Raw genomic sequence first — 24,109 nt, 5'->3', positions numbered from 1 at the left:
AGCAGCTTCCACCACACATTTGATTAGGAGGAATTAGATATGAACTTTCTTGGACATGTGGTCCGTTTTATCGTCTCGGCGTTGGTCTTGATGGTAGTCGGCTTTATCGTGCCGCAATTCAGTGTCGGCGGATTCTGGAGCGCGTTCTTCCTGGCTCTGGTTATCGCCGCACTCGGCTGGATTATTGAAGGCATCTTCGGAAAACGAGTATCTCCGTTCGGACGCGGCATCGTCGGCTTCTTGGCCAGCGCAGCAGTCATCTGGATCGCCCAATTCGTTGTCGGCGGCGTTACTGTGACTTGGCTTGGAGCTATACTGGCCGCACTGGTAATCGGGATTATCGACCTGTTCATTCCGGTCAGCACGCCTTACGAAGCAGGCAGACGGAATAACGATTAATACGCAATCAACTACAGCCATATGGCCCTCTCTGTTCAATCCGGAACAGCAGAGGGCTATTTGCATGCGACAAGATGATTGTTCAAAACAAATTCATCACTTTGTCAAAGTGTTGTCACGACCGTGGCTTTAAAGGCCCATTATTTAGGTTAGAATGAGATAGATACAAAAAATATGATCTGATCAATCCGTTGGAAGGGGCACTTGAATATGAAAAAATGGCTTATACTCGCAACTGTGCTTACATTAGCGTTGGTTGTTGCCGCTTGCGGCGCCAACTCCGATAACAGCAAGGAAACGATGGGCGGAATCAGCAATGCATCCGGCAATGAAAGCTCGACTTCCGAATCCGAAGTAGTCATCACGGCTAAAAATTGGGATTTCGATCAGAAGGAATATCGGATCAAAGCAGGTGAAACCGTCGATCTTACGGTTAAATCGGCTGGAGGCGTGCATGGCGTTCGTATATTGAAAACCAAGTACAGCATTGGCAACAGAGAAACCGTTGCCGTCAAATTTGATGCTCCCGGCACGTATGATATGATTTGCTCCGTTCCTTGCGGCGGAGGTCACAGCTTGATGAAGGCGAAGCTCATCGTCGAATAGCTTGATAAGGATAGAAGGTTCCACTGGTTCTTGCGAACAGGCGGACCTTCTTTTTTTATGGAATCCGTCATAAGTGCAGCTTACTGCTTTTCCAAAAAAAGTCTGATCATGGGGCCCTTCCAATGCCAAGCCTCCTTTGATAAGATAAGTTCACGACACCTCGTGAATGGAGGAATGCAAATGGGAGTACTGGAAGGACGCATCGCAATGATTAGTGGAGCCGGCAGCGGCTTGGGCCGGGCGGCGGCGATCGCCTTCGCTGATGCGGGGGCGAACGTCGTGCTGCTGGGCAGACGGATCGACAAATTGGAAGAGACAGCCGCGTTGTTGGCCCAGCGCACCGGCAGGCCTGCGCTAGTTCTTAGTTCAGACGTTACCGACGAGCAACAAGTGTCAGATTCGGTGGAAGCCGTCCTCCAGCATTGGGGACGCATCGATGTGCTGCTCAACAATGCTGCGGTACTGGAGCAAGGTTCCGTACTCGAGCTGACCTCCGAGGAATGGCAGAATCAGATCGCCACAAACTTGACCGGTCCCTTCCTGTTGACCAAGGCAGTGCTTCCTGCCATGCGAAAACAGAGATATGGCCGCATTATCAATATTACGTCCAGTCTGTCGCGCAATGGCGCCGGGGGTTTTGTCGCTTACAGTGCAGCTAAAGCCGGCCTGGAATCCCTTACCCGCACCGTTGCGGACGAAGAACATGAGCATGGCATTCTTGTTAATCTCTACAACCCGGGAACACTTCGCACCGAGATGCATGCAACTGGCAAAGACCCGTCGATTGTCACCCCGGATATCGTCAGGCTTGCCAGCTTATCATTCGGCGGCCCTACCGGAACGATTCATTCCTACGGATAATGATTTACCGAAGCCAAGAAGCCTCCGGGTCCTCAGCAGAAGAGGGACCGGAGGCTTTTATAAGCCTGTAGTAACGAACTGCGACGTGCACATAGCTTAGATCTGCTCGACCAATTCAATCCATTCATTATATTCCGTTTGAAGCTTGGAGTATTCGACCTTCAGCTTATGATGTTCATTCTTAAGCGTCTCGTATTCCTTCGCTGTCTGGGATGTCTGCCTTGCAGCTTCGTCACGCTCGCTCTGCAAATCAGCAATTTGATCCTCCCACTGGTCCTGATTGTCCGAAGCAGCTGCCGCCTCACGGATAGCCAGTTCCATTTCCTCGCGCAGGCTTTCTTCTTTCATTTCCAGCTCTTCCCTCAGACGATGAGCTTGCTTCACTTCCGCTTCAAGCTCATCCACTCTTAGCTGCTGCTCTTCGAGCAGTCGGTTCAATTGCTCTTGCCTTTCAATTGACGACTCCAACTGGCCGGAAGCAATTCGCTCCCTCGCTGCCATAAACTCCAATTGCTCCAGCAATTCTTGTTCCTTGGCCGCTTGATCGTCCAGCTTTTCCTGCAGCTTCTGCACGGCGGCTTGCCGATCTGCTTCAAGCTTTTCCTTCAGCTCAGCCTCAGACTCACTTTGCTGATCAAGCCGCTTCTTCAGATTCTCTTCGACCGTCTCCAATTGCTCGTTTTTCACAGTCAGCTCTTTGGCAATCGCTTCCTGCTCCCTTAGCTGGGCAGACAACTCTCTTGCCGTATTTTCCTTCTCGCTCAGCTTCATCGACAATTCATCTTCCACTAACTGTAGAAGCTCCAATTGCTCCTGCAGGTCACGAATGGCCAATTGATGATGGCTCTCCAGCTTTTCGTTCATTTCATCCTGCTCTTGCTGCTGAAGCTCAAGCTGCTTCTTCAGCTTGGCTTCCGCCGCTTCCCGTTCCTCCAGCAAAGCTGCGAGCAGCTGCGACTCTTCCCGCTCCGCAGCCAGCTTGGATGCAAGCTGCTCTCGTTCGTCCTGAACGGCTGCCAGCTTGGTTGAGAGTTCCTGCGAGTTGCTCTGTGTATTCTCAAACTTGGCTGTGAGCTCGTGCAAATCATTGTCCACAGCTTCCAGCTTGACTGCAAGCTCACGCTTATCACTTTCCGTCGATTCCAGCTTAGCTGTCAGCTCGCGTGTATCGTTCTGCGCCAGGTCCAGCTTGGATGCAAGCTCGCGTGTATCGTTCTCTGCCAATTGCAGCCTGGATGAAAGTTCAATCGTCACTTCCTGCTCCAATTGCAGCTTGGATGCAAGCTCATGAGTAGAGCTCTGAGCTGATTCCAGCTTCAACGCCAACTCTTTCGCATCGTTCTGCTCCAGCTCCAATAATACGGCGAACTCCTGCGATTCCGTCCGCTGCTGCTCTAGCTCAGACGCAAGCTCTTGCACCTCGCTTCGCTTAGCATCCAATTCCTTGCGAACCTCGGCTTCGCCGGCTTGCGCATCCTGCCATTTCTGCTGCCACTCTCGTTCAGTCGCTTCATATTGCTTCAGCTTGGACTTCCAATCAAGCTCAGCAGCCTTGAATTGCTCCAGTTGCTCCCCAAGCTCCAACTCTTTGAAAGCTAATTGATCCAATTGCTCTTGATACCCCTGCTCGGCTTCCTCGGCAATCGCAATCCGCTCCTGAAGATCGTGCAGCTTCCCTTCAAGCTCGTCGACACGCGTCTGATATTCCTTCGTCATTTGCCCCGTCAACTCTTCTTGATTAGCAGCCCAGCGCTTGCGTTCCTCCGCGAACTCCTCTGCTTGGCCTGCAGCTTCGTCCAATTGCTCAATGTATGCCTGCTGGTCTTCCTGTAATTGTGTCATACTCGATCGGAGCGCTTCCTCTTGCTCCATCGCTTGCATCAGCTGCTCGTCCGCAACAGCAATCCGATTCTCGTAAGCAGCTTTCTCGGCTGCCGAGGCTTGTTGCAGCTCGGCTAATTGAGCCTGCAGCTTGCTTTGCTTCTCCTGCCAGCCATTCCTGCTGCGCTCCAGTTCGTCCTTCGTAGCCTGCTCTAGCTTCGCCAGCTCCGCCTGATGGAACGTCAGCAGACCATCCTTCTCCGCAGCATGTCCAGCGGCCAGCTTTTCCTTCTCCGTACGCTGAGCCGTCGTAATCTGCTGCTTCTCCCTCTCAAAGCCACTCCGAAGCTGCTCCTTAGTCGCATCAAAGCCAGCTTGCAGCTTCGCCGCCTCGGCTTCAAGCTCTTCATGATGCTTCGCTTTCAGCGCCTGCAGCTCTTCCTGCAATCTATCCTTGTCCTTCTGAAGCTCTTCCAGAAGCAATTCCTTCTCCAGCTGATGCTCTTCCAGAAGCTTGGCTTTCTCGGCTTGGAAGTCTCCTTGCAGCCTCTCCTGCTCCCCCTGATGCGCTTCCTGCAGCTTCTCACGTTCTGTTGTGCTTACTTCCAGGACACGATCGCGCTCGGCAGTAAGCTCCGATACAGAACGCTCCAGCTCCTGACCAAGCTTAGCCAGCTCCGTCTCCAATCTGCTCTTAAGCTGAACCAGCTCCGTTTTCTTCTCCATCGAGAGGGTTTCCTTCGTCCGCTCGATCTCTTCCTCATGCTCCTGCTTCAAGCGGAGCAGGCGCTCTTCGCCAGCCTTAATGGACTCATCTGCAGAGGCCTGTGCTTCTTTCCTCTGCTCCTCGGCCATCGCCATAAGTTCTTCCAACTGCTTATCGGCATCCGCCTTAAATACACGAATTTGCTCTTCATTAGCCTGTTTGGCCCGTTCCTGCGACGCTTCAAGCTCCGTATTGCGATGCTTCTCCCACTCCAGCTGCTGCCGGGTTTCGATCGCGCGAGTTTCTTCCTCTTGCAGGCGCGTATTATCTCGCCGAAGACGGAATACATCCTCCGTTGTCTGCATGGCTACCAATACTGCAAGCTTCTGCATATCAAGCCGAGGATTTGTTTTCGCCAGCTTCTTCATGTTCTCATCGATAGAACTGGCTACTCTTTTCATATATTCGATATTGGAGTGTCCTTTAATTTTGTATTGAATGCCATATATGTCAACGGTTACAACAGTTTGTTCTCCATCCATGAAGTCGTATCCCCCTATCATCCAAATCACGTTGTTGCCACGTCGCTGCCTCGTAAAAACTTCCGGGATTTACTTCTGCCGGGTATAAAAAGCCGCATCGACGTTCACTAGGAACTAATTCGATGCGGCTTTGGATGTTTCCTGCCTACTTGCGCAATTCTGCTCCAAAAGATTGTTCCAAATTCTGGACGACCTGTCCATGCAGGGAAGTCACTTCTTCATCTGTCAATGTGCGTTCCGCATGGCGATAGACCAACGACAGCGCAACGCTCTTTTTGCCTGCTCCCAGACGCTCGCCCGTATAGACGTCGAACACCCGAACAGACTCCAGCAGTTCGCCTGCGGTACTCCAAGCCTTGTCCGTCAAGCTTCCTGCCGCTACTTCCGTATCTACAACAACAGCAATGTCTCTCTCCATGGCAGGGTACTTCGGCAGCGTCTTGTATTCGATATCAAAGCTTGCTTCTTCGTAGATCGCTCCCAGAGAAAGCTCGATCAAATAAGTGTCAGCCAATTCCCATTCCACTTGCAGCCCGGGATGCAATTGGCCGATATAGCCAATCACAGAAGGTCCCGCAGGCGTCTCCAGCGTAATGGATGCCGTTCTGCCCGGGTGGAAGTGAGGCGGTTGCGCCGGCGCATAGCTGATCTTATCGCTCAAGCCAAGCGATTCCGCGAGCGTCTCTACGATACCTTTGGCATCATAGAAATCATAAGCTGTCGCTTTCGTATTCCAACTGGAAGCCGTCCGGTTGCCAGTCAACAATGCCGCGAAACGATGCTTCTCCTGAGGAAGTCTGGTCAGCACCTCTTCATCCGTATGGAAGACACTTCCAATCTCGAACAATGCGGCGGATTCATTTTTGCGATTGCGATTATAAAGGGCTGTCTCTAGCAGTTGGGCAAGCAAGCCCGTGCGGAGCACACTGCGCTCCTCACTCATCGGCATAGCCAGACGGACAGGTCTCGCTTCCTCTGTCAGCGACGGGAACAGCTCTGTTCTAGCCGGACTTGTAAAGGAATAATTGATCACTTCATGCAAGCCGGAATCCGTCAGACGCTTGCGCAGCTCGCGGCGGATCGCCTGCGGCTTCGTCAGAGAGCCTTGAATGACATCTCCATGAATAAGCGTTGTCGGAATATTGTCATAGCCGTACAGACGGGCTACTTCTTCAATCAAGTCCACATCACGCGTAATTTCGGCGCGACGGGTAGGCACTTCCACCTGGAACTCGTCCTCTGTGCTTACTTCATAAGAGAATTGAAGACGTCCGAAGATCGTGCGAACCTCCAGGCTCGACAGCTCTGTACCCAAGTAGCCGTTAATCTTTTGTAGCGAAACGGATATCTTGGCTGGCTCGACAGACTGGGAGACAGACTCCACAATCCCGTCGGTTACGAGACCGTCGGCTAGCTCGGCAATTAACGCGGCTGCACGATTAAGCGCAGGAATGACGCGCGACGGATCCACTTCCTTCTCGAAGCGAATGCTCGATTCCGAACGAAGACCAAGCTGACGGGACGTCTTGCGAACCGTGCCGCCGTCGAAACGCGCGGACTCTAGAATAATATTGACTGTGCCCTCCGTGACTTCAGAGCTCGCGCCGCCCATCACACCGGCAAGAGCAATCGGCTCGTTGCCATCAGTAATGACCAGCATATGCGGCTCCAGACGACGCTCCTGGTCATCCAGCGTTAGCATCGTCTCGCCATCCTTCGCCATACGGACGACGATTCGTCCATCCTTAACGCGATCAGCATCGAATGCGTGAAGCGGCTGGCCGTATTCCAGCATCACGAAGTTGGTCACGTCTACGACGTTGCTGATCGGACGAATGCCTGCCGCCATCAGGCGATTTTGCAGCCATTGCGGAGACGGTCCGATCTTTACGTCCTTAATATAGCGGGCAGAGTAATGAGGACATTGCTCTGTCGCGATCACTTCAACGCTCACAAGACCTTCTGTCTTCTGGGAAGCGTCGTGTACGGAAGTGCTTGGCAGCTTCACCTCGCGTCCAGTCAGTGCTCCTACTTCGTAAGCTACACTCAGCATGCTAAGGCAATCAGAGCGGTTCGGCGTCAGGTCCAGCTCAAGCACCTCATCGTCAATGCCAAGCACGGCGTTGATCGACGTTCCGATCGCCGTAGCCGCCGGCAGTACAAGAATACCTTCCTGTTGATCCTTCGGCAGAAGCTTGTCGTTCAGACCCAGCTCCTTGGCGGAGCAGATCATGCCCTGCGACTCAACGCCGCGCAGCTTCGCGCGCTTGATCTTGAAGTCGCCTGGCAGCACGGCGCCAATGACCGCTACCGGAACCTTTTGCCCAGCATCCACATTTTTGGCGCCGCACACGATTTGCAGTTCCTCGCCTGTGCCGACATCTACCTTGCAGACGTTCAGCTTGTCGGCATCGGGATGCTTCTCCTTCGACTTGACATAGCCGACTACGACGCCGGATACGCCTTTGTTGCGGGATTCCACTACGTCGATCTCAATGCCGCCGCGCGTCATGCGCTCCGCAAGCTCCCCCGCTGTCAATCCGTCAAGCTCGATATATTCATTCAACCATTGATAGGATACATTCATCTCTTCTCGTCCCTTCTATTCTATCGTCACATTCTGGCGAACTGGCCAAGGAATCGCAGATCGTTGGTGTAGAAATGGCGAATATCGTCAATGCCGTATTTCAACAGCGCGATACGCTCGATACCCATGCCGAACGCGAAGCCTGTCACTTCCTCCGGATCGTATCCGCCCTTCTCCAGAACATAGGGGTGAACCATGCCGCAGCCCAGAATTTCCAGCCAGCCTGTGCCTTTGCACATCCGGCAGCCATGTCCGCCGCATTGCACGCAAGTCACGTCTACCTCGGCGCTTGGCTCTGTGAATGGGAAGAAGCTTGGACGCAGACGGATCTGAACCTGCGGACCGAACATCTGCTGGACGAATTGCAGCAGCGTGCCCTTCAGGTCGCTCATACGTATGCCTTTGCCAACGACAAGACCTTCCACTTGATTGAATTGGAAGGAATGCGTCGCGTCATCATCGTCTCTGCGGTATACTTTCCCGGGACAAATGACTTTGATCGGCGTCATGCCTTCCTTCGCTTCCATCGCCCGAATCTGTACAGGAGATGTCTGGGTACGCATCAGAATGTCATCTGTGATATAGAAGGAGTCCTGCATATCGCGGGCAGGATGGTTTTTGGGCAGATTAAGCGCCTCGAAATTGTAATAGTCCATCTCCACTTCCGGACCTTCTGCGACAGAATAACCCAGACCAATGAAGATGTCCTCGATCTCTTGCGCTACCTTGTTCAACGGATGCACTGCGCCCGTAGGGAGCGGCTTGCCCGGAAGCGTGACGTCAATCGTCTCAGCCATCAAGCGGTTGTTCGTCTCAGCTTCCTGGAAAGCAACAGCCTTCTCTTCAATCACGCCTTCGATCGCAGAACGCACATCATTCGCCACTTGTCCGATAACGGGACGCTCCTCTGCGCTCAGCCCACCCATGCCGCGCAAAATTTCTGTCAACGCGCCTTTTTTGCCCAAATATTTGACTCGCAAGTCATTCAGCGCCGCCGGCGTCTCCACGCCTTGCAGCTCCTGCAGCGCTTCAGCGCGCAGTTCCTCCAATCTTGCCTTCACATTCATCGCCCCCTAATAGTGTCGTCCAAGCCTCTTGCAAGACCGGAATCCAATAAAAAAAGGCCCCTCCTCCCCGAAGGGACGGAAGAACCGTGGTACCACCCTAATTCGAATCGCGCAGCAAGCACGCAACTCCTCTAGACCCTGTAACGGCGGGAACCGTGCATCCCTACTCAAGTCGCGGCGCAATGCCAGACTGGTTCAGGCGCATGCTCAGGAGCGAACTTCGGCAGCCTGAATTTCGCAAGAACGCTCTCAATCTCCGGCGTCCTCTCCCTGTACGAAGGCACTGCGTACTTTTCTCCATCATCGCTTGTTCATATGCAAAACATTAATGTTAATTATATTCAAAGTTAGAGCTTGATGCAACCAAGGATATCCTTGTTCTATTTATTGCTTTTCTTCGAGGCAATCCAAAAGGCAAAGATGACAAGTGGAATCAGAATAAACCAAGGAATATGAATCGTGCCTCCAAAAATAAACGCCAGCACGATGAGTGTGACAATCCCTACTATGATATATAGACAACCCCGCCCGAACGTTTCCATACGATCCGCTCCCTTCCGTCTCCTGATAAGCAATCGTCGTGCGTTATACAGATTCTATAACCAAATCCACAACATGTAAATCCTTGGATATAAAACTACCCCCGCAGCAAGCCTTGCTCCATAGCGTATCTAGTCAATTGAACGCGATTTTCAAGATGAAGTTTCTGCAAAATATGTTTCAGATGATTTTTCACCGTATGCTCCGATAAGCATAACGCCGCTGCGATCTCTCGATTGGACGCGCCTGTGGCCACACGTTGAAGCACTTCCTTCTCCCGTACCGACAACGGAGTCAGCGGCGGAATGGAACCCTTGCCCTCTCCTTGTGACGGAGCAGTTGCAGCGGCAGCGGCACCGCCGGATGCTCCAGCCGAAAACTCCTGAAGAAGACGGAATGCCAGCTCCTTCGACATCGGCGCCTCATCCACCGCGATCTCTCGCAAATATTGAAGCCATGCGGAGGGGTCCAAATTTTTTAGCAAGTACCCTTGCGCTCCCCGCTTGATCGCCTCGAACAAATGTGTAATATCATCGGATACCGTTACCATAATTATTTTCAAAGAGGGCAGCAGCAGCTTGAGTCTATAGGTCGCCTCAAGCCCTCCCATTCCGGGCATGCGAATGTCCATCAGCACCAGGTCAGGCAACAGATCGGACGCAAGCGCAATCGCATCTTCACCGCTGGCCGCTTCGCCGGCAACTTCGAACAGATCGTCTCCCGATAGGATTTCGCGGATTCCCTCTCTCCCATGGGGATGATCATCCACGATCAGCACTCTCACTTTATGAGTTCGTCCGCTCATGCTGTGCTCCTCCTCCTCTAATCTCAATTCTAATGCCGCCCAGTTCACTTGGACCGAGATTCAGCTCCCAGCCCATGGCCTTCGCCCGCTCCCTCATCATCCGTATGCCGTATTTGCCCGGCTCCTGCAGTTCCCCTTGAGATGCGCCCTTGCCATCATCTTCGATGACGCAGCTGAACGCCGGAACAGGTACGTTAAGCGCACCGTGATGCTCAGCTTGCATGCGAACCGACGTTGCCCCGGCATGCTTCTGTACATTCATAAGCGCTTCCCGCAGGATAGCCAGCAGCTCCACCTTCTGCCTGTTGGAGAGCAATCCGTCATACAATTTGGAATCGACCGTTACGTTGATGCCTTGTCCCTGTTCCAGTTCAGCAGCCAGCTGATGAATGCTTTGAAGCCAGGTGGAGTCCGTCTGCTGAGGCATGTTTTGCAGGTTGGATATCGACTGCCTGACATCCTCATACACATGACGGACCGTATGGCGCACGCCCTCCATCGCTTTCGAAGCGTCCGCCTCCGACTCTGCGCGATCCAGCTTGTCCAGCTTCACCGACAGCATAAACAGCGATTGCGAAATGCCGTCATGCAGTTCTCTCGCTAGCTGCTCCCTCTCTTCGAAAGCGGCTTTCACGGCCTGCTGCCATTTCAGGGAATCCTGCATCGCCTCCAGCTTGGCGAATAAGCGGCGAACGAGCGTTAATGTAATGATAAATACGAAGATAGGGGCCAGCCAGTTTCCTAATTCCATCGATACATATGGAAGAAGAAAGGCGTGACGGACATATTCCCAAAGCCCAATGACAACAGTGGGAATCCAAAGAATGAGCCACTTCAACCATCTATAGGACAAATTCGCTCCTCCTCCCGGCCTTAATTGCTGTCAAACTCGAATTCTCTCTCCAGCGTTTCCCCTGAGGCTCCCGTAATCGTCATAATTGCCGTCCACTTCCCCGGTCTCGGAAGAACGAACTCGCGTCCCTTGTACCTGTACTCATTGAATCCCGGGAATGCGATGCCGCCCCCCTCTTCCGACTGTATAAGCGACACGTTCATTAGCGGCTTGCCCTCTTGGCGAAGGGTTAACGCTACCGCTTGAGGCACTCCGACACCCTCCGGCAGCCAGATCGTAAGCGACGCTTCGTTCGGTCCAGGCGCATTCGGCGATAATTTCAGCGTGTAGTGCAGATCCTCGCCCATTTGATGATGGTTAAGCGGCTTTCCGGTCGGCATGGGACTAATCACCGTGAAGATAGCGGCAATGGCGACAATCAAGGCCATTAACCCTCCATCCAGCTTAAGCCAAAATCCACGCGGCAGCTCGCGACGTTTGGCGCGATAACGCAGCACAGCTCCTACTGCAGCGACGGCAATAACAAGTCCTGTTTTCACCAGCAGCCATTTGCCCCAATCCGTATAAATCAAGTAGAGCCAGCTTGGAATCAGCGTCCATGTCATCACTGCGCCGCTGACGATAAGGAGGACGATCGTTATCCAGGCCACAGAGGAGAAGCGTTCTGCGAACCGTCCCGCTTCCTTCCGATCCGCTCTCCAGAACAATAGCAGCAGCATAACCCCGCCTGCCCAAAGAGCCGCGCATGCAAGGTGGACAAAGTCTGACAGGATAGAGACTACAGCTTGTTCGGAAGCGGCTGCATGTCCGCCGTAGCTCTCCGTCGCAAGAAGAAGCACCGCCCATACTGCCTTGCCGATATCCGGCAGCTTCACCGCTGCAAATCCCAGTGCCGACAAGACAATTAACGCCAGCCACAGCTGACCGGATGTAGTGTCCATGAAAATTCGCAACCAGAGATCCCCGTCTCCGCCGAGTTCTCGGACAACCCGTGCAGCGTGAATGAAAACGTAGAGTATGGAGGCTACCAGCAGTCCCTTCACGGCGAAGCCGCTCCACCTCTCCATCAGTCTGCGCTGCTCTGCGCCTCTGTCGCTCTGAGGGAGGATAAGCCTAAGCAGCATCATTCCCGATGCCAACAGGAGCGCCATATAGTATAGAATTCTTACAGCGTACATGACGCCATCCTCCAGTTTATCCTTCAGCACCGCTCCATCCGAGCCCAATGCACCCGACTGCGCATGTTCATGCATGGCTAACAGCATGCCTTGTTGTCCCTCTGCATGTGCCGCTGGAGCAGCATACCAGAACAAGCATGCTAGAATCCCCAGCAGCAGCGCTGCATAAGCGCCCGTTCTCGCCGCTGTTTTTGCTATACGGTTATCAGAGCCCTTATGAGCCTGAGGTAAATTTGAAGCAACGATCATGATTCCACATCCTTCTTTCCTCATTCGACTCCAGTTTACTAGACGCAAGGAAAAAGAACAATTGAGCCCACAGAGGCTTAAAACCGGGCAAAAACGTATAAAGACAGGCAACTTCGCTCATTCTGTAAAAGGTAGACATGTGAAAAGGATGTGAACAATGATGATGGATCGGCACTTTCGCGTGGCTAAGCTGGAAAACCTCCCTGATGCGCTTGACGCAATCAAACAATTGGAAGAACAGCTAAGTGATCAGAGCGGAGAAGATATCGCGCTTGTTGCGTTTGCATCCGAAGAGGACCACGCCTTGGAATAATGGCCCCGAGGGGTACACATAACCAATGGTTTATGGTGCAAAAAGGCATCCCGGCCGCGCAGTCTGGCTGCTCGCTTGCCGGGATGCCCTCTTGTATTTGCTCCTCTTTATCCGCTCTTGCGCGCTGCATAAGCTGGCCAGTATCCCCCTGCTATGGCAGGATAGCCTCGATCGGTATCCCACACATATACCCATCCTGCCAGCCCTGGGGATTCCAGGTCGGATACCCATATGCGGTCGTACTCGTTGCGCTCCTCCACACCATAGAAGTCCTCCAGCATATCCATAGCTGCAAGGCCTTGCCGGTCAACCGTAATCCATTGTCCGCGTATCGTCGATTTCAGCTCCCTCGAAGCATGGTCGCGAACAGCGGCGGGATAGGGACCAAAATCAACAAGCCTTCCCGCAATCATGCCCGGCATATCACTTTTCACATAACGGGATACCACATGATGATTGCTTTGACCCGGAAGCAAAGAACCGTAAATAAAAACGCGGATGACGGACAAGAGATCGCCTGCTTTCTGTCTCATAATAGATAAATTTCACGCGTTAGCTTTCCTAACATTATGGCGCATTTTATTCACATGCGCAATATATGGTACAATCAGGCAAAGCAGACATCATAAGCTTACTTACAAGGAGGTCGTATCCCTATGGCAAGTCAGACTGGAGCCATTGTACAACAATCCCTGAACGCGTTAATGGGAGATTCTTCTTTCCTACCGCTCGTGCAAGGACAGCGTCGGGAACAAGCATTCCAATCCCTCGCGGCCATTCTGTCCACACCAAACAAAGTACATAAGGCTTTCCTGCGCATTGCGCTGGAGGACGGTAATGTCGTGCGTATTCCCGCCTTCCGCATTCAGCACAATGATGCGCTCGGCCCTTACAAAGGCGGCATTCGATTCCATGAATCCGTCAGTGAAGACGAGGTAACCAATCTTGCGGCCCTTATGACGCTCAAGAATGCGCTTCATGAAGTTCCGTTCGGCGGCGGCAAAGGCGGCGTTGTAATTAACCCGCGAAGCTTCTCCGAGAAGGAGCTCTATCTCATCTGCAAAAAGTACGTCCAGTATTTCAGCGATATACTGGGACCCGATAAAGATATTCCTGCGCCAGATATGGGCACGGGAGAGCGCGAGATGGACTGGATGATGGCGGAATACAAAAGCATTCATCCCGGCTCTCCGTATTTAGGCAGCTTTACAGGCAAGAGCCTGATTAGCGGCGGTTCACTTGGACGCAGGGAAGCAACGGGCAAAGGCGTGTACTTTACGTTCCGCTATATGATGCATGATTTCATGCGCGACAATGTCGGCTGGCTGGCCGGCAGTTCCAACCCTTTTGCCGCGACCGCGCTTGCCTACGCGAACAAGCCGATGTCCATTGCTGTACAAGGCTTCGGCAACGTTGGTTCCGTAACCGCGATGGAAGCTTACAAATGTACCGATATCCGCGGCAAGGTCGTCGCAGTCAGCGACCGCAATGTGACCTTATACAACGAGAATGGCCTCGATGTTCCTGCGCTTGTCGAGTACGCATCGACGAACCGAGGCGATCTGCCATCAACGGAAGAGACTTTGAAGAGCAGCGGCATTGCGGGAGAATTGCTGGATCGTGAAGCAGTCCTGTATTTGAATGTTGATGTCCTGTTCCTCGCAGCGCTTGAGGATCAAATCCACTGCGACAATGTCAATGAAGTGAAGGCGCGTATTATCGTGGAAGGAGCCAACGCTCCGATTACTGGAGAAGCCGACGAGACGCTGACTTCACAAGGCGTCATTGTCGTGCCGGATATTCTGGCGAATGCGGGGGGCGTTATCGTCTCTTACTTCGAATGGCTGCAAGGCAGAGAGACGCAATTCTATGCGGAAGCGGAAGTGTACAACCAACTGTTCGCCAAGATGCAGAAAACGATGAACAGCATATTGCCAGCCTACTTTGGGGACCCGCTCTCGCTCCGGCAAAATTGCTTCGTCCATGCCGTCACCAAACTGTCCGCCGTCTTATACCGACAAGGCAAGCTGTATTAATGCAATTCAGAGCAGCTTTCCTGTCATCATGCTCGGTCTGCTCGCCAGAAGCTGTACAGACAGCAGGCAAAGCCCAAGCACGCCAGAAATGAAGAACAACAGGAAGAGGCACGAAATATGGAAACAATCGAACTCACCGCATTGATCATCGGATACGCGCAGCACTCGGACTATAAGCTCCACTTTTCGCATGCGGTGCTCGTCATCGTCACGGATTATGGAGACAAGCTATGGTACATTGATGTGGACGGAGTAACCGACCACGCGCTCCTCTCCTGGTTTGGCCAAAGCGAGGACATCCGCGTCGAACTTACGGCCAAGTCCAGATCGGGCGAAGAGTACCAAGGCACTGCTTATTTCCACCCTAATGAACCAAGCCTTGCCGCGGCCATTCGCGGTGATGGCGAGCTGCGCCGTATCCAGCCTTGATCCTTCTCTGAATTGAGGCTTACATGGGAGTCTAGAAACTAGAATGGCGCTTGCCGTACGCGTTCGAACGCGTTATCGGCAAGCGCCATTTTTTTGCGGGGACTATCGAAAGACAATAGCTTCCCGTTACTTGGAAATTTCCGGAGTTGTCAGTTGATCGTAGAAATCAACCGCTTTATCCTTGTTCTCAGACGCGCGCAGCGCCATCGCAGATCTAGGATGTTCATCCAGAATACCAGTAATCATATAAGGAATAATGTAGCCCCACTCTTCCTTCTCACGAAGCGGAACCATATACTTCTCGATCATATCAAGAACAGGACGAACATTGTACTTCGTATTCTGCAATTCCGATACGAGCAATTCCGTGTTGCAGTTGCCTGCCGCGCGTCCCATACCGTATACGGATGCGTCAAGCAGCTCTACGCCTTTGTTCGCCGCGATCAGCGTGTTCGCGAATCCAAGCTGCAAGTTGTTGTGCGCGTGAACGCCCAGACGCTTGTTCGGCAGATGCTGCTGGAATTTGTCAACGAGGTAGCTCACATCATCCGGCTTCAGGCTGCCATAGGAATCCACAATGTAGACTACGTCTACAACGCTGTCATTAATTTGTTTGAACGCTTCAACCAATTGGTTCTCCATGACGTTGGAGAGTGCCATAATGTTAAGTGTTGTCTCATATCCGCGATCGTGGAATACTTGTACCAGCTCAAGAGCCTTGTCTACGTCTTGAATGTAGCAGGCGATGCGGATCAGGTCGATCAGGCTTTCACTGCGCGGCAAAATGTCATTCTCGTCAACGCGGCCGATATCAACCAGCGCAGACAGCTTTGTGTTGCCTTTGTTCGGAATGACCTTGCGAAGAAAATCATCGTCCAGGAAACGCCAAGGGCCTGCGCTCTCTGCACCCTTCAACAGCTTCGGCGAGTTTTTGTAGCCGATCTCCATGTAGTCGACACCAGCTTCGTTTAAGCTATTATAAAGGTGCTGTACAAACTCGACGCTGAAATCCCAGTTATTGACGAGTCCGCCGTCACGAATTGTACAATCGACAATTTTACAATGACTAGTTTTCGAATGCATGCTTGCTGCTCCTTTGATTTGAACATGAGTTCACTTTTTATCTACCATCATACTTGAAATATGACGGGAACGCAAAGTAATTATGTCGGTTTTTGGATATTTTGGACGTTTGGTTGTCCAAATAAGATATCATTTACAAATTGATATTTTAAAGTTAAAATATTATGTAAACATCAACGCTTAATTTTTCCGACCAGGAAAAAGCGGGGGAACCAACGTAAGCGCGACGCGACCGACGATCGGCCGCAGCCTTGCAAGGGGTGAGTCCGGGGATTTGTACCCCCGGTAGGGTCTACTCTCTAGCCCGAATCCGACAGCTAACCTCGTAAGCGGACAAAGGAGAGATGTCTTATGCTTTCTTTATCCTTGCAAGATTCCCCATTCCCTTCGGAACAACCTCTGCAGCTCAGCATCACCCGCGTCGAAGTATTCGTCATTCCGGCGCTTGCAATCGACTCAACAGGATATCGCGTTTGTCTCCGTATTAGCAGCGACCTCGGCCTCGGCTGGAACGAGCAATTCGTCAGCGACAGCGAGCCAAGTCTGCAACTCGACCGTTGGGGTCCGCTATTCCGCAGCTTTATCGGCCGCTTCTCGATCGCTTCCTTGACCGAACAGCTAACCGAACGCATCGCGCATACCCTTAATCCCGATAACCGGGCCTACCGTCTATTTTCCGCCGCCATTACACAATTGCAGAATCCTGGCTCCGGACGCCCGGCATCTTCGACTGAGCCCGCCGAAGAATCCATTCTTCAACAGCGCGCCGTCGCTTATTTATCTGTAGATTAACAGCCTTCGCTTGGATATGGGGAATATCCTATGCCGGTTAGCCTATCAAGGCAAGCCGAACAGCATCAAGCCCGCAGCCTTCCCACCCGGAAAGCCCGGGCTTGTTTGCGTTCTATAGCATAAAAAGAGGCGTCTTACCATCATTCTCCCATGGTAAGGCACCTCTTTTTTGCATATTCGCAACCTTTCGTCTTTCGCATCGTCTGCCTACCCTGGAATGATAGATGAAGCGAGATGGACTATGAACCCGTCGATCGATAATGCCGTACGCCGAATCGCCAGATCAGAAGACAAGGGATGAGGAATAACACACCGCCGAACGTGATCACCATAGGGAAGAACATGCTGCCTTCCCGCTTATCAAGCACATACATGAGCGGCACGTAGCTGACGCAGCCGAACGGAATGACGAACGTAAAAAAGCGCGTGACCCATTTTTCATAAATATTAAGGGGATACTGCGCCATCTCCCTTCCCCCGTCCGTAAACACATTAGCCACCTCTATCGCTTGAATCGTCCAGAAGCAAAATGTCGCCGCCAAAATAAAAATGCCCGTAAAAATAATGGTGCCATTGGCGATCATGAGCAGCAGCGTCAGCAGCTTCGGAAGGCTCCATATCTGTGGCAAATTAGACACCGACCAGACCAATACAATGACGCTCTGCAATAACCTTCCGATTCTCGTAAATTCAAACTTTGAACCCAATACTTGAAGCGCAGTGCTTCTAGGCCGGACCAGCAGCCGGTCGAAGTCTCCCCCGGCGACCAGCGATGAGAAGGAATCAAATCCCCGTGCAAAGCATTCGCTTAGTGAAAATGCCAAATGGATGACCGCAAAACAAAGAGCTACCTCAAAAAAGCTCCACCCTTGCAGTTCTCCGAAACGCTGGAACATAAAGTACAGGCTCCCAAACACCATAAAGGGGATAAAAAACTGGCCCACGCTCATGAGCAAAAAGGAAGTCCGATATTCCATCTGGGATTTCAGATGAATGCTCAAATATTTGATATACAGTCGCATGTTCGTCTACCCTCCTTGCACGACGACGGCCCGAAGCGCCTTTTTCATTAAAGCTTTCCCTGCTAGGACAAGCACCGTCAGCCATGCTAGCTGAATCAAAATTCCCCATGCTGCTTCCGCAACCGGAATATGTCCGGAATACACCCGAAATGGGAAGTCAGTCGTCCAGCGGAAGGGCAGCGCATAGACAATCGGCTGCAGCCACGACGGCATAAGCGGCACCGGAATAATCATACCCGCCAGAAATTCGCCAGCGACCGCAACCATCAGAATGGAGCCGACAGGCGACATCGTCCAAAACACCGATATGTAGATCAGCATTGAGATTGCGACAACAACAAGCAAACCCAGCGCAAGCGCAATCAGGAACAGTCCAAAAGAACCCCAAGTCGGCGGAAGTCCCATTCGGTAAGGCTCAGGGATGACAAACACGATAGCAAGTAGCGGAAAACAACGAAGTGTAGCACTAGCGAAGCGTTGAGCCAGCAGCTTCGAATACCAATGCGGATACAGCTCCATCGGTCTGCAAAGCTCGTAGGCGATATTGCCTTTTGTAATCAAATCAAATAATTCCTGATCGCGAAACCATAACATAATAAATGACAAAAAGATTTGCTGCAGCCAAACATACGTAATCAAATCATCCAGGGTAATGGGCTGAGAGCCCGCGCTGTTGCTGTAGAAAGCCGCGAAGATCATGATGAAGATAAATCCGAAGAAAAGCTGGGTCGCCATACCTGCGAGAGCCGCCGAGCGGTACTGCATCCCATTCATAAACCTTAGGCGCCAAATCGAAGTATAAGCTTTCATATCTGGTGCTCCGCATATAGCTGGACAATAACCTCGTCAATGTCCTTTGCCGAAACCGCAAGATCGACCACCTCAACGGATTCCGACAAGCGAGTGACCATCTCTGCCAGCGTAACCTTCTCCGAATCAAAGCCATATACGGCCCGCTCAGTCGTCCATTCGATCAGTGTTGTTCCCTCAATTGTTATAGGCTCCGAATGTCCCCTATAGTCCACTGTTACTGTCTTGCCCGTGCCGAATCTCTCCTTCAGCTCATCAAGCGTACCGTCATACAGAAGGGTGCCTTTGCCGATCATCAGAATCCGCTCTGCCAGCGCCTCGATATCGCTCATATCATGAGTGGTCAGAATAACCGTCACGCCTTGCTCCCGATTCAACCTTTTAATAAAGTTGCGTACCGCCAGCTTGCTAACCGCATCCAACCCGATCGTAGGCTCGTCCAGAAACAACAGCTTGGGACTATGCAGCAAGGAAGCAGCGATCTCGCAGCGCATTCGCTGCCCCAGACTTAGCTGTCTGACTGGCATCTTCAGAATAGCCTCCAGATCAAGCATCTCTGTCAGCATCGCCAGATTATCTCTGTACATCCCGTCTGCTATTGAATAGATATCCCTCAACAACTCGAACGAATCTATCACTGGAACGTCCCACCAAAGCTGCGACCGCTGTCCAAATACGACGCCTATATGCTTAACGTACTCGGTCCGATCCTTCCAAGGGATGTAGCCCATCACGGAGCATTGTCCTTCATCCGGCACCAGAATACCGCTCATCACTTTGATGGTGGTTGACTTTCCCGCTCCGTTCGGACCGATATAGCCCACAATCTCGCCTTCTCTAATCGAGAAACTAATATCTTTTAGAGCCTCCACCACCGTGTGCTTTCGCACGAACAAGGCTTTGGTCGCTTCCTTCAACCCTGCCGTCCTTGTCGCGACTTTAAATCTCTTCTCAATGCCTTCCAGCCGAATCCATGCATCGTTCCGATTCATGACCTCTTAATCCTCCTGTTTGTTTTGCGCCGATTCCGTTCAATTGAAGAGCTTGGTCCGAGCCCTCTTCAATTCTTTGTCACACAGCGGGATAAAGATAATAACACAACTTCCTATAAATGTATATCTTTATTTTCATACCCCAATAGGCTCGCAGAAATGGATAAATCCTTCATATGCTTATTGAATATAAATTCGTTATGATGTATATTTATACATTATCAACAGTTGAACGGAGGGAAATCATGAGCAATCTTTTACACGTATCATCCTTGGAACAAAACAACGTTACCGCTTCCCATACAACGCCCCTCATTGAGCTAGCCAAAAAACATGTGCTTCATACAGCCATTCGTCCCGATATCGTCATGGCTCGCGGTGAAGGCATGATGCTCTACGATACCGAGGGGAGGGGCTATCTGGACTTTATTGGCGGTTGGGCCGTCAACAGTCTCGGCCATTCTCCTGCTGTCCTGCAAGAGGCGCTTGCCGAGCAGGCATCCAAGCTGGTACTTGCCAGCCCTGCCTTCTTCAATGAGCCGCAAATCCAGTTCGCAGAGCTGCTGACCAGTATCAGTGGAATGGATAAGGTGTTCTTCACCAGTACAGGAGCGGAAGCTAACGAAAGCGCGGTTAAGCTTGCCCGCAAGCACGGAGCGCTGAACTTGAACGGCGCCTATGAGATCATCACGCTGACGAACAGCTTCCACGGTCGTACTCTGGCGATGATGTCTGCCACTGGCAAAGCACAATGGAAGCCGCTCTTCGCGCCGAAGGTAGACGGCTTTGTACATGTGCCGATCAACGACCTCGACGCTTGCTTCGCCGCGGTCACGAACCAGACCTGCGCCATCATGGTGGAGCTTGTACAAGGAGAAGGCGGCGTTCATCCCGTCAGCGAAGCCTACTTATACGGACTGCGCAAAATATGCGATATGTACGGAATCTTGCTTATATTCGACGAGATCCAGACAGGTCTTGGCCGCACTGGCAAAATGTTCGCCTACCAGCATTACGGCATTGGGCCGGATATTATGACACTTGGCAAAGGTATCGGCGGCGGCTTCCCATTGTCGGCCATGCTGACGAAAGAGCAATATGACTTGTTCCAGCCTGGGGACCAAGGCGGGACCTATATCGGACAGCCGCTTGCAATGGCCGCAGGCCTTGCCGTAGTGCGCGAGCTGCTCCGTCTTGACCTGGCCGATCACGCGTATAAGCAAGGCCAATACTTGATAGAGGGACTGCAGCGTTTATCCGCTTCTTTGCCGATTTCGAATGTGCGGGGCTTGGGCTTACTGCTTGCTTTCGATGTACCTGACGCTCCAGCACTAGTAGTAAAGTGCAGGGAGAAGGGTCTCTTGGTCAATGCGACTAATGCCCATACCATTCGCCTGATGCCTGCTCTGATCGTTCAGCATTCTCACATCGATGCCATGCTGGATATCTTGCAGGAGGTTCTGCAAGCAAGTTAAAACGAATGTTGGAAAAGCTGCCGCGCATACGCTATTGAGTATGAAACTCTGTTAAACTGCGGCAGGAGGGTTTGAGGTTGAAGGTACGCTTTGAGGCTGAAAAAAAGGATGCTTTTACCGTATATGTAGTACCGGCATGGCAATGGAAGGAATTTATCGCCTTTGAATTGATCGGGGGATTCGCTTTTTATTTGGTTTGCAAAATCATGACGCATGTCGAGTGGTTCTCTATTGCCGCGAACATGGCAGCCCCTCAAATGCTGAAATATACGTATGCTGCGCTGCGAGCATGATTAAGAATCAACGAGCAGACCTCTGTCGCCATAGTCGACAACACAAGGCTTGAACTGCCTGCAATGGTCAATAGTCCAATGAAAAACGCCATTCTCTTGATAAATGATTCATCACAGAATGGCGTTACTCCCAGTATAGAGACCCGTATGTACATGCTGTCCCTACCTAATCCTGCTTATTGCGCGTCATTCTCCAGCAGCTCCAGCATAACCTTGAGCTGCTGGAATGTATCCATATACGCATAACGTCCGCCCGTATATTCACCCTTCTGGACCAGCTTCATGCCCTGTCCTTCCATCACCTTTATCTTCTCTTTCATCCCCTCGATAATCAGAGCAATATGATGGACGCCTTCCCCATGCGCGTCGAGATGCTCACGCCAGGTGCTGGGATGATGATCAGGCTCAATCAACTCCAACTGCAGCGATCCCATATCGAAAAAAGCCAGCTTGGCCCGTGCTTGCGACAACTCTCCTTTATATTCCGTCAGTGCTTTGTCAACCGTATCCGTCCAAAACCACTCTGGATTCTCCATACCGAAAAACTCGGCATACGCCTGCGACGTAGCTTCAATATCATGCACCAGCAAGCCGATTTGTGTAATCGTGCTTGTTCCCAATTTGCCGTTTTCTTCTGTCATTCTTCTGCACGCTCCTCTATTATTTGATTCAAGCTCAGTCCAACGTTAGCGAAACGAACAGGAAGCGACACTTCTACAATTGTCCCTTCACCTGGCACGCTATGAATATGCATGGACCCTTGATGCGCCTCAATAATACGCGTACTTACCATTAGTCCAAGACCCGTTCCTTTTTCTTTGGTTGTGACAAAAGGCTCTCCCAGCCGCTTGATCATGTCCTCCGGTATGCCCAGTCCTTCATCCTTAATCCGAATATGTATGAATTGTCCGTCAGGGGTCTCCAGCGTCTGGGCGGTTATGTCCACCTCTCCCCCGCCTGGCATCGCTTCTACTGCGTTTTTGATGATGTTGACGAACACTTGCTTTAACTGATTTTCATTGCAGCTTATTAGCGGCAACACTCCCAGCGGTCGGTAGACGATCTCAACATTCATCAGAATGGCTTGTGTATCCAAAATCGAGACGACGCTCTGTAGAATATCATTCACATTGCCCAGCTGAAAAGGAGACAGATGGGGCTTCGCCAACGTCATAAACTCGTTTACGATCAAATTAATACGATCCAATTCACCCTCCATGATCCCAAAATACGTCGTTTCATCCCGGTACTTGGTCCGCAGCAACTGAGTGAAGCCTTTCAACGCGGTTAGCGGATTGCGGATTTCATGTGCGACCCCTGCGGCCAGCTGCCCAATAACCGACAGCTTCTCGGAGCGAAGCATACGCTCCTCCGCTCTCTTTCGTTCCGTCAAATCCCGAATAACGCTCAACACTACCCTTTTGCCCATATAATTATCAATGCTGATATTGGATGCCTCAACTTCCAATACACGTCCGTCAGGTAGAATAACTTTCGCCTCCGTGAAGGACGTCGGCTCATCGATGGACATCGTCCATAACAGCCTTTCTTTCACACACTCGCGATCATGTTCATGAATGTAGTCGAATAAACTCCGACCTACGATGCAAGAATCATCGGTGGCCCCAATAAGCTCCATCGCATAGCGATTCACATAGATGACACTTTCTCCATGCGTGATAACGATTGGCTCCGGAATGCACATCATGATACGCTGATACAGCTTGGCATTGTGGAGCAGCATCTTCTCCCGCTCGTACTTCATCGTTACATCCTGCACCGTGCCGAGAAGCGCCTCTTCTCCGTCAAAGGTAATCAGCGCGCTATTGCCCTCCAAATAGACGGTGCTGCCATCCCTATGCCTTCCCTTGATTCTAAAGGGAAACTGCTTCTGCCCGGTATTGTTTAAGAAAAATTCGCTTTTCCTTAATACATCCAGCTCATCCTGATCCACAAACTCCTCCAGCTTCCGGCCAACCATCTCTTCAGATGTAAAACCCAGCATTTGCGTTAAGTAGGGATTCAAGTAAGCGAATACACCTCGTTGTTCAACAAATACGCCTGCAACAACATGCTCGACCAATGTTTTATAAAGATCATCCTTCTCATGCAGCGTCTCCTCCATACGAATCCAGTCTGACAAATCGCGTATGATGAGCTGAACTGCCGGCTTGCCGTCAAACGAAATAGGCACTGCCTGAACCTGCGTCTTTACGATTTTGCCATCCAGTCGGATAAATTGCTTGTAGGCGGCACGAATGGCACGACCTTCTTTCAAAAATTGCTGGACCTTCTCCTCTAGCTGATGAATACTGTCGTGATAAACGAATGGAAGGATCGGCTGTCCCATCAGCTCGTCCATCGAGGATGCCCCAAGCATCCTGAGCGCCGCTTCATTGGCAAATACGATTCGAAGATCGGAATGTACAACGATACCATCTGGCAAATATTGAACGAGAGCATCATATCTTTCCCTGCTTTCACGCAGCAAATATTCGTTGCTTCTCTCACCCATGTCCGCTACACCCCTCGAAGGAATCGTCCATAATGACTCATGTTAGTCTATGTTCCACGAAGCCCTGCGCCCTTCCTGCTTCTCCCTAAAAAAATGACAAAAAAAGCTACTGGTTATCGATAAACGATAACCAAT

The 24,109-nt window shown here is 51.5% G+C and carries 23 protein-coding genes, 1 riboswitch and 1 other annotated feature; of the genes, 9 read left to right on the top strand and 14 right to left on the bottom strand.

Annotated features, from left to right (window positions below; translation table 11 throughout):
* The first annotated feature begins 39 nt into the window (after nt 1-39).
* The 3 genes from DX130_RS01360 (at nt 40) to DX130_RS01350 (ending at nt 1,866) form a co-directional block, all read left to right on the top strand.
* A complete protein-coding gene (locus DX130_RS01360; RefSeq protein ID WP_116042226.1) occupies nt 40-399 on the top strand; it encodes a phage holin family protein in 360 nt (119 codons plus the stop codon).
* 210 nt (nt 400-609) lie between these two features.
* The gene (locus DX130_RS01355; RefSeq protein ID WP_116042224.1) at nt 610-1,005 is read left to right on the top strand and encodes a cupredoxin domain-containing protein; all 396 of its coding nucleotides are present in this window, start codon (nt 610-612) and stop codon (nt 1,003-1,005) included.
* Nucleotides 1,006-1,185: 180 nt separating this feature from the next.
* The gene (locus tag DX130_RS01350) at nt 1,186-1,866 is read left to right on the top strand and encodes an SDR family NAD(P)-dependent oxidoreductase (protein WP_116042223.1); all 681 of its coding nucleotides are present in this window, start codon (nt 1,186-1,188) and stop codon (nt 1,864-1,866) included.
* Between the two features lie 96 nt (nt 1,867-1,962).
* On the opposite strand, the gene zapA is transcribed toward DX130_RS01350, so the two are convergent.
* The 7 genes from zapA to DX130_RS01320 form a co-directional block, all read right to left on the bottom strand.
* Nucleotides 1,963-4,935: a cell division protein ZapA gene (zapA, locus tag DX130_RS01345; protein ID WP_116042221.1), complete on the bottom strand. Its 2,973-nt coding sequence runs from the start codon at nt 4,933-4,935 to the stop codon at nt 1,963-1,965.
* 145 nt (nt 4,936-5,080) lie between these two features.
* Nucleotides 5,081-7,522 carry a phenylalanine--tRNA ligase subunit beta gene (gene pheT / locus DX130_RS01340; protein ID WP_116042219.1) on the bottom strand — a complete coding sequence of 814 codons (2,442 nt, stop codon included), beginning with the start codon at nt 7,520-7,522 and terminating at the stop codon, nt 5,081-5,083.
* 26 nt (nt 7,523-7,548) lie between these two features.
* A complete protein-coding gene (pheS, locus tag DX130_RS01335; protein ID WP_116042218.1) occupies nt 7,549-8,583 on the bottom strand; it encodes a phenylalanine--tRNA ligase subunit alpha in 1,035 nt (344 codons plus the stop codon).
* 74 nt (nt 8,584-8,657) lie between these two features.
* Nucleotides 8,658-8,902: a binding site (T-box leader), on the bottom strand.
* Nucleotides 8,903-8,969: 67 nt separating this feature from the next.
* Entirely contained in the window at nt 8,970-9,131 is a 162-nt protein-coding gene (locus DX130_RS26305; protein WP_165861111.1) for a hypothetical protein, read from the bottom strand.
* A gap of 95 nt (nt 9,132-9,226) precedes the next feature.
* Nucleotides 9,227-9,934 carry a response regulator gene (locus DX130_RS01330; RefSeq protein ID WP_116042216.1) on the bottom strand — a complete coding sequence of 236 codons (708 nt, stop codon included), beginning with the start codon at nt 9,932-9,934 and terminating at the stop codon, nt 9,227-9,229.
* On the bottom strand, nt 9,915-10,787 hold the full coding sequence (locus DX130_RS01325) for a sensor histidine kinase (protein WP_116042214.1): 873 nt from the start codon (nt 10,785-10,787) through the stop codon (nt 9,915-9,917). The genes DX130_RS01330 and DX130_RS01325 overlap by 20 nt, the downstream gene beginning before the upstream one ends.
* 20 nt (nt 10,788-10,807) lie before the next feature.
* A complete protein-coding gene (locus DX130_RS01320; protein ID WP_165861110.1) occupies nt 10,808-12,214 on the bottom strand; it encodes a copper resistance D family protein in 1,407 nt (468 codons plus the stop codon).
* Nucleotides 12,215-12,371: 157 nt separating this feature from the next.
* Here DX130_RS01320 and DX130_RS26300 point away from each other — a divergent pair, with 157 nt between their 5' ends.
* The gene (locus DX130_RS26300; protein WP_165861109.1) at nt 12,372-12,527 is read left to right on the top strand and encodes a hypothetical protein; all 156 of its coding nucleotides are present in this window, start codon (nt 12,372-12,374) and stop codon (nt 12,525-12,527) included.
* A gap of 107 nt (nt 12,528-12,634) precedes the next feature.
* On the opposite strand, the gene DX130_RS01315 is transcribed toward DX130_RS26300, so the two are convergent.
* On the bottom strand, nt 12,635-13,060 hold the full coding sequence (locus DX130_RS01315) for a gamma-glutamylcyclotransferase family protein (RefSeq protein WP_116042211.1): 426 nt from the start codon (nt 13,058-13,060) through the stop codon (nt 12,635-12,637).
* A 123-nt stretch (nt 13,061-13,183) separates the two neighbouring features.
* Between DX130_RS01315 and DX130_RS01310 the strand changes: the two genes are divergently transcribed.
* Together DX130_RS01310 and DX130_RS01305 are read left to right on the top strand one after the other, a co-directional pair.
* Nucleotides 13,184-14,563: a Glu/Leu/Phe/Val family dehydrogenase gene (locus tag DX130_RS01310; RefSeq protein ID WP_116042209.1), complete on the top strand. Its 1,380-nt coding sequence runs from the start codon at nt 13,184-13,186 to the stop codon at nt 14,561-14,563.
* A 117-nt stretch (nt 14,564-14,680) separates the two neighbouring features.
* The gene (locus DX130_RS01305) at nt 14,681-14,992 is read left to right on the top strand and encodes a hypothetical protein (RefSeq protein WP_116042208.1); all 312 of its coding nucleotides are present in this window, start codon (nt 14,681-14,683) and stop codon (nt 14,990-14,992) included.
* A 126-nt stretch (nt 14,993-15,118) separates the two neighbouring features.
* Here DX130_RS01305 and DX130_RS01300 read toward each other — a convergent pair whose 3' ends face one another.
* Complete coding sequence (locus DX130_RS01300) at nt 15,119-16,075, bottom strand: aldolase catalytic domain-containing protein (RefSeq protein ID WP_116042206.1); 957 nt, start codon at nt 16,073-16,075, stop codon at nt 15,119-15,121.
* A 167-nt stretch (nt 16,076-16,242) separates the two neighbouring features.
* Nucleotides 16,243-16,422, top strand: a riboswitch (cyclic di-AMP (ydaO/yuaA leader).
* A gap of 4 nt (nt 16,423-16,426) precedes the next feature.
* Between DX130_RS01300 and DX130_RS01295 the strand changes: the two genes are divergently transcribed.
* On the top strand, nt 16,427-16,867 hold the full coding sequence (locus DX130_RS01295) for a hypothetical protein (RefSeq protein WP_116042204.1): 441 nt from the start codon (nt 16,427-16,429) through the stop codon (nt 16,865-16,867).
* A 239-nt stretch (nt 16,868-17,106) separates the two neighbouring features.
* Here the strand turns inward: DX130_RS01295 and DX130_RS01290 are convergent, their stop codons facing one another.
* Genes DX130_RS01290 through DX130_RS01280 form a run of 3 tightly spaced genes read right to left on the bottom strand, consistent with a single transcriptional unit; the run spans nt 17,107 to nt 19,691 of the window.
* Complete coding sequence (locus DX130_RS01290; RefSeq protein ID WP_116042202.1) at nt 17,107-17,889, bottom strand: ABC transporter permease; 783 nt, start codon at nt 17,887-17,889, stop codon at nt 17,107-17,109.
* 6 nt (nt 17,890-17,895) lie between these two features.
* Entirely contained in the window at nt 17,896-18,699 is an 804-nt protein-coding gene (locus tag DX130_RS01285) for an ABC transporter permease (RefSeq protein ID WP_116042201.1), read from the bottom strand.
* Nucleotides 18,696-19,691 (bottom strand): ABC transporter ATP-binding protein, encoded by a 996-nt coding sequence (locus tag DX130_RS01280; protein ID WP_116042199.1) that lies wholly within the window; start codon nt 19,689-19,691, stop codon nt 18,696-18,698. Before DX130_RS01280 ends, DX130_RS01285 begins: the two co-directional genes overlap by 4 nt.
* A gap of 245 nt (nt 19,692-19,936) precedes the next feature.
* Here DX130_RS01280 and DX130_RS01275 point away from each other — a divergent pair, with 245 nt between their 5' ends.
* Entirely contained in the window at nt 19,937-21,166 is a 1,230-nt protein-coding gene (locus tag DX130_RS01275; protein WP_116045638.1) for an aspartate aminotransferase family protein, read from the top strand.
* 77 nt (nt 21,167-21,243) lie between these two features.
* Nucleotides 21,244-21,459 (top strand): hypothetical protein, encoded by a 216-nt coding sequence (locus tag DX130_RS01270; RefSeq protein WP_116042198.1) that lies wholly within the window; start codon nt 21,244-21,246, stop codon nt 21,457-21,459.
* 176 nt (nt 21,460-21,635) lie between these two features.
* On the opposite strand, the gene DX130_RS01265 is transcribed toward DX130_RS01270, so the two are convergent.
* Nucleotides 21,636-22,100, bottom strand: coding sequence for a VOC family protein (locus DX130_RS01265; RefSeq protein WP_116042196.1), 465 nt, complete (start codon nt 22,098-22,100; stop codon nt 21,636-21,638).
* Nucleotides 22,097-23,974 (bottom strand): PAS domain S-box protein, encoded by a 1,878-nt coding sequence (locus tag DX130_RS01260; RefSeq protein WP_116042194.1) that lies wholly within the window; start codon nt 23,972-23,974, stop codon nt 22,097-22,099. The genes DX130_RS01265 and DX130_RS01260 overlap by 4 nt, the downstream gene beginning before the upstream one ends.
* Nucleotides 23,975-24,109: the final 135 nt, after the last annotated feature.

It is taken from the genome of Paenibacillus paeoniae (assembly GCF_003388735.1).
Lineage (GTDB): Bacteria > Bacillota > Bacilli > Paenibacillales > Paenibacillaceae > Pristimantibacillus > Pristimantibacillus paeoniae.
The sequence above is the reverse complement of the archived record's forward strand: the minus strand, read 5'-3'. Positions and strand labels throughout refer to the sequence as shown.

Coding starts and splice junctions, on each gene's coding strand:
- DX130_RS01315 (WP_116042211.1), bottom strand. CDS start 13,060: ATGAGACAGAAAGCAGGCGATCTCTTGTCCGTCATCCGCGTTTTTATT.
- DX130_RS01320 (WP_165861110.1), bottom strand. CDS start 12,214: ATGATCGTTGCTTCAAATTTACCTCAGGCTCATAAGGGCTCTGATAAC.
- DX130_RS01295 (WP_116042204.1), top strand. CDS start 16,427: ATGCTTTCTTTATCCTTGCAAGATTCCCCATTCCCTTCGGAACAACCT.
- DX130_RS01285 (WP_116042201.1), bottom strand. CDS start 18,699: ATGAAAGCTTATACTTCGATTTGGCGCCTAAGGTTTATGAATGGGATG.
- DX130_RS01300 (WP_116042206.1), bottom strand. CDS start 16,075: ATGCATTCGAAAACTAGTCATTGTAAAATTGTCGATTGTACAATTCGT.
- DX130_RS01290 (WP_116042202.1), bottom strand. CDS start 17,889: ATGCGACTGTATATCAAATATTTGAGCATTCATCTGAAATCCCAGATG.
- DX130_RS01330 (WP_116042216.1), bottom strand. CDS start 9,934: ATGAGCGGACGAACTCATAAAGTGAGAGTGCTGATCGTGGATGATCAT.
- pheT (WP_116042219.1), bottom strand. CDS start 7,522: ATGAATGTATCCTATCAATGGTTGAATGAATATATCGAGCTTGACGGA.
- DX130_RS01265 (WP_116042196.1), bottom strand. CDS start 22,100: ATGACAGAAGAAAACGGCAAATTGGGAACAAGCACGATTACACAAATC.
- DX130_RS01305 (WP_116042208.1), top strand. CDS start 14,681: ATGGAAACAATCGAACTCACCGCATTGATCATCGGATACGCGCAGCAC.
- DX130_RS01275 (WP_116045638.1), top strand. CDS start 19,937: ATGAGCAATCTTTTACACGTATCATCCTTGGAACAAAACAACGTTACC.
- DX130_RS26300 (WP_165861109.1), top strand. CDS start 12,372: ATGATGATGGATCGGCACTTTCGCGTGGCTAAGCTGGAAAACCTCCCT.
- DX130_RS01360 (WP_116042226.1), top strand. CDS start 40: ATGAACTTTCTTGGACATGTGGTCCGTTTTATCGTCTCGGCGTTGGTC.
- DX130_RS01350 (WP_116042223.1), top strand. CDS start 1,186: ATGGGAGTACTGGAAGGACGCATCGCAATGATTAGTGGAGCCGGCAGC.
- DX130_RS01355 (WP_116042224.1), top strand. CDS start 610: ATGAAAAAATGGCTTATACTCGCAACTGTGCTTACATTAGCGTTGGTT.
- DX130_RS26305 (WP_165861111.1), bottom strand. CDS start 9,131: ATGGAAACGTTCGGGCGGGGTTGTCTATATATCATAGTAGGGATTGTC.
- DX130_RS01310 (WP_116042209.1), top strand. CDS start 13,184: ATGGCAAGTCAGACTGGAGCCATTGTACAACAATCCCTGAACGCGTTA.
- DX130_RS01280 (WP_116042199.1), bottom strand. CDS start 19,691: ATGAATCGGAACGATGCATGGATTCGGCTGGAAGGCATTGAGAAGAGA.
- zapA (WP_116042221.1), bottom strand. CDS start 4,935: ATGGATGGAGAACAAACTGTTGTAACCGTTGACATATATGGCATTCAA.
- DX130_RS01260 (WP_116042194.1), bottom strand. CDS start 23,974: ATGGGTGAGAGAAGCAACGAATATTTGCTGCGTGAAAGCAGGGAAAGA.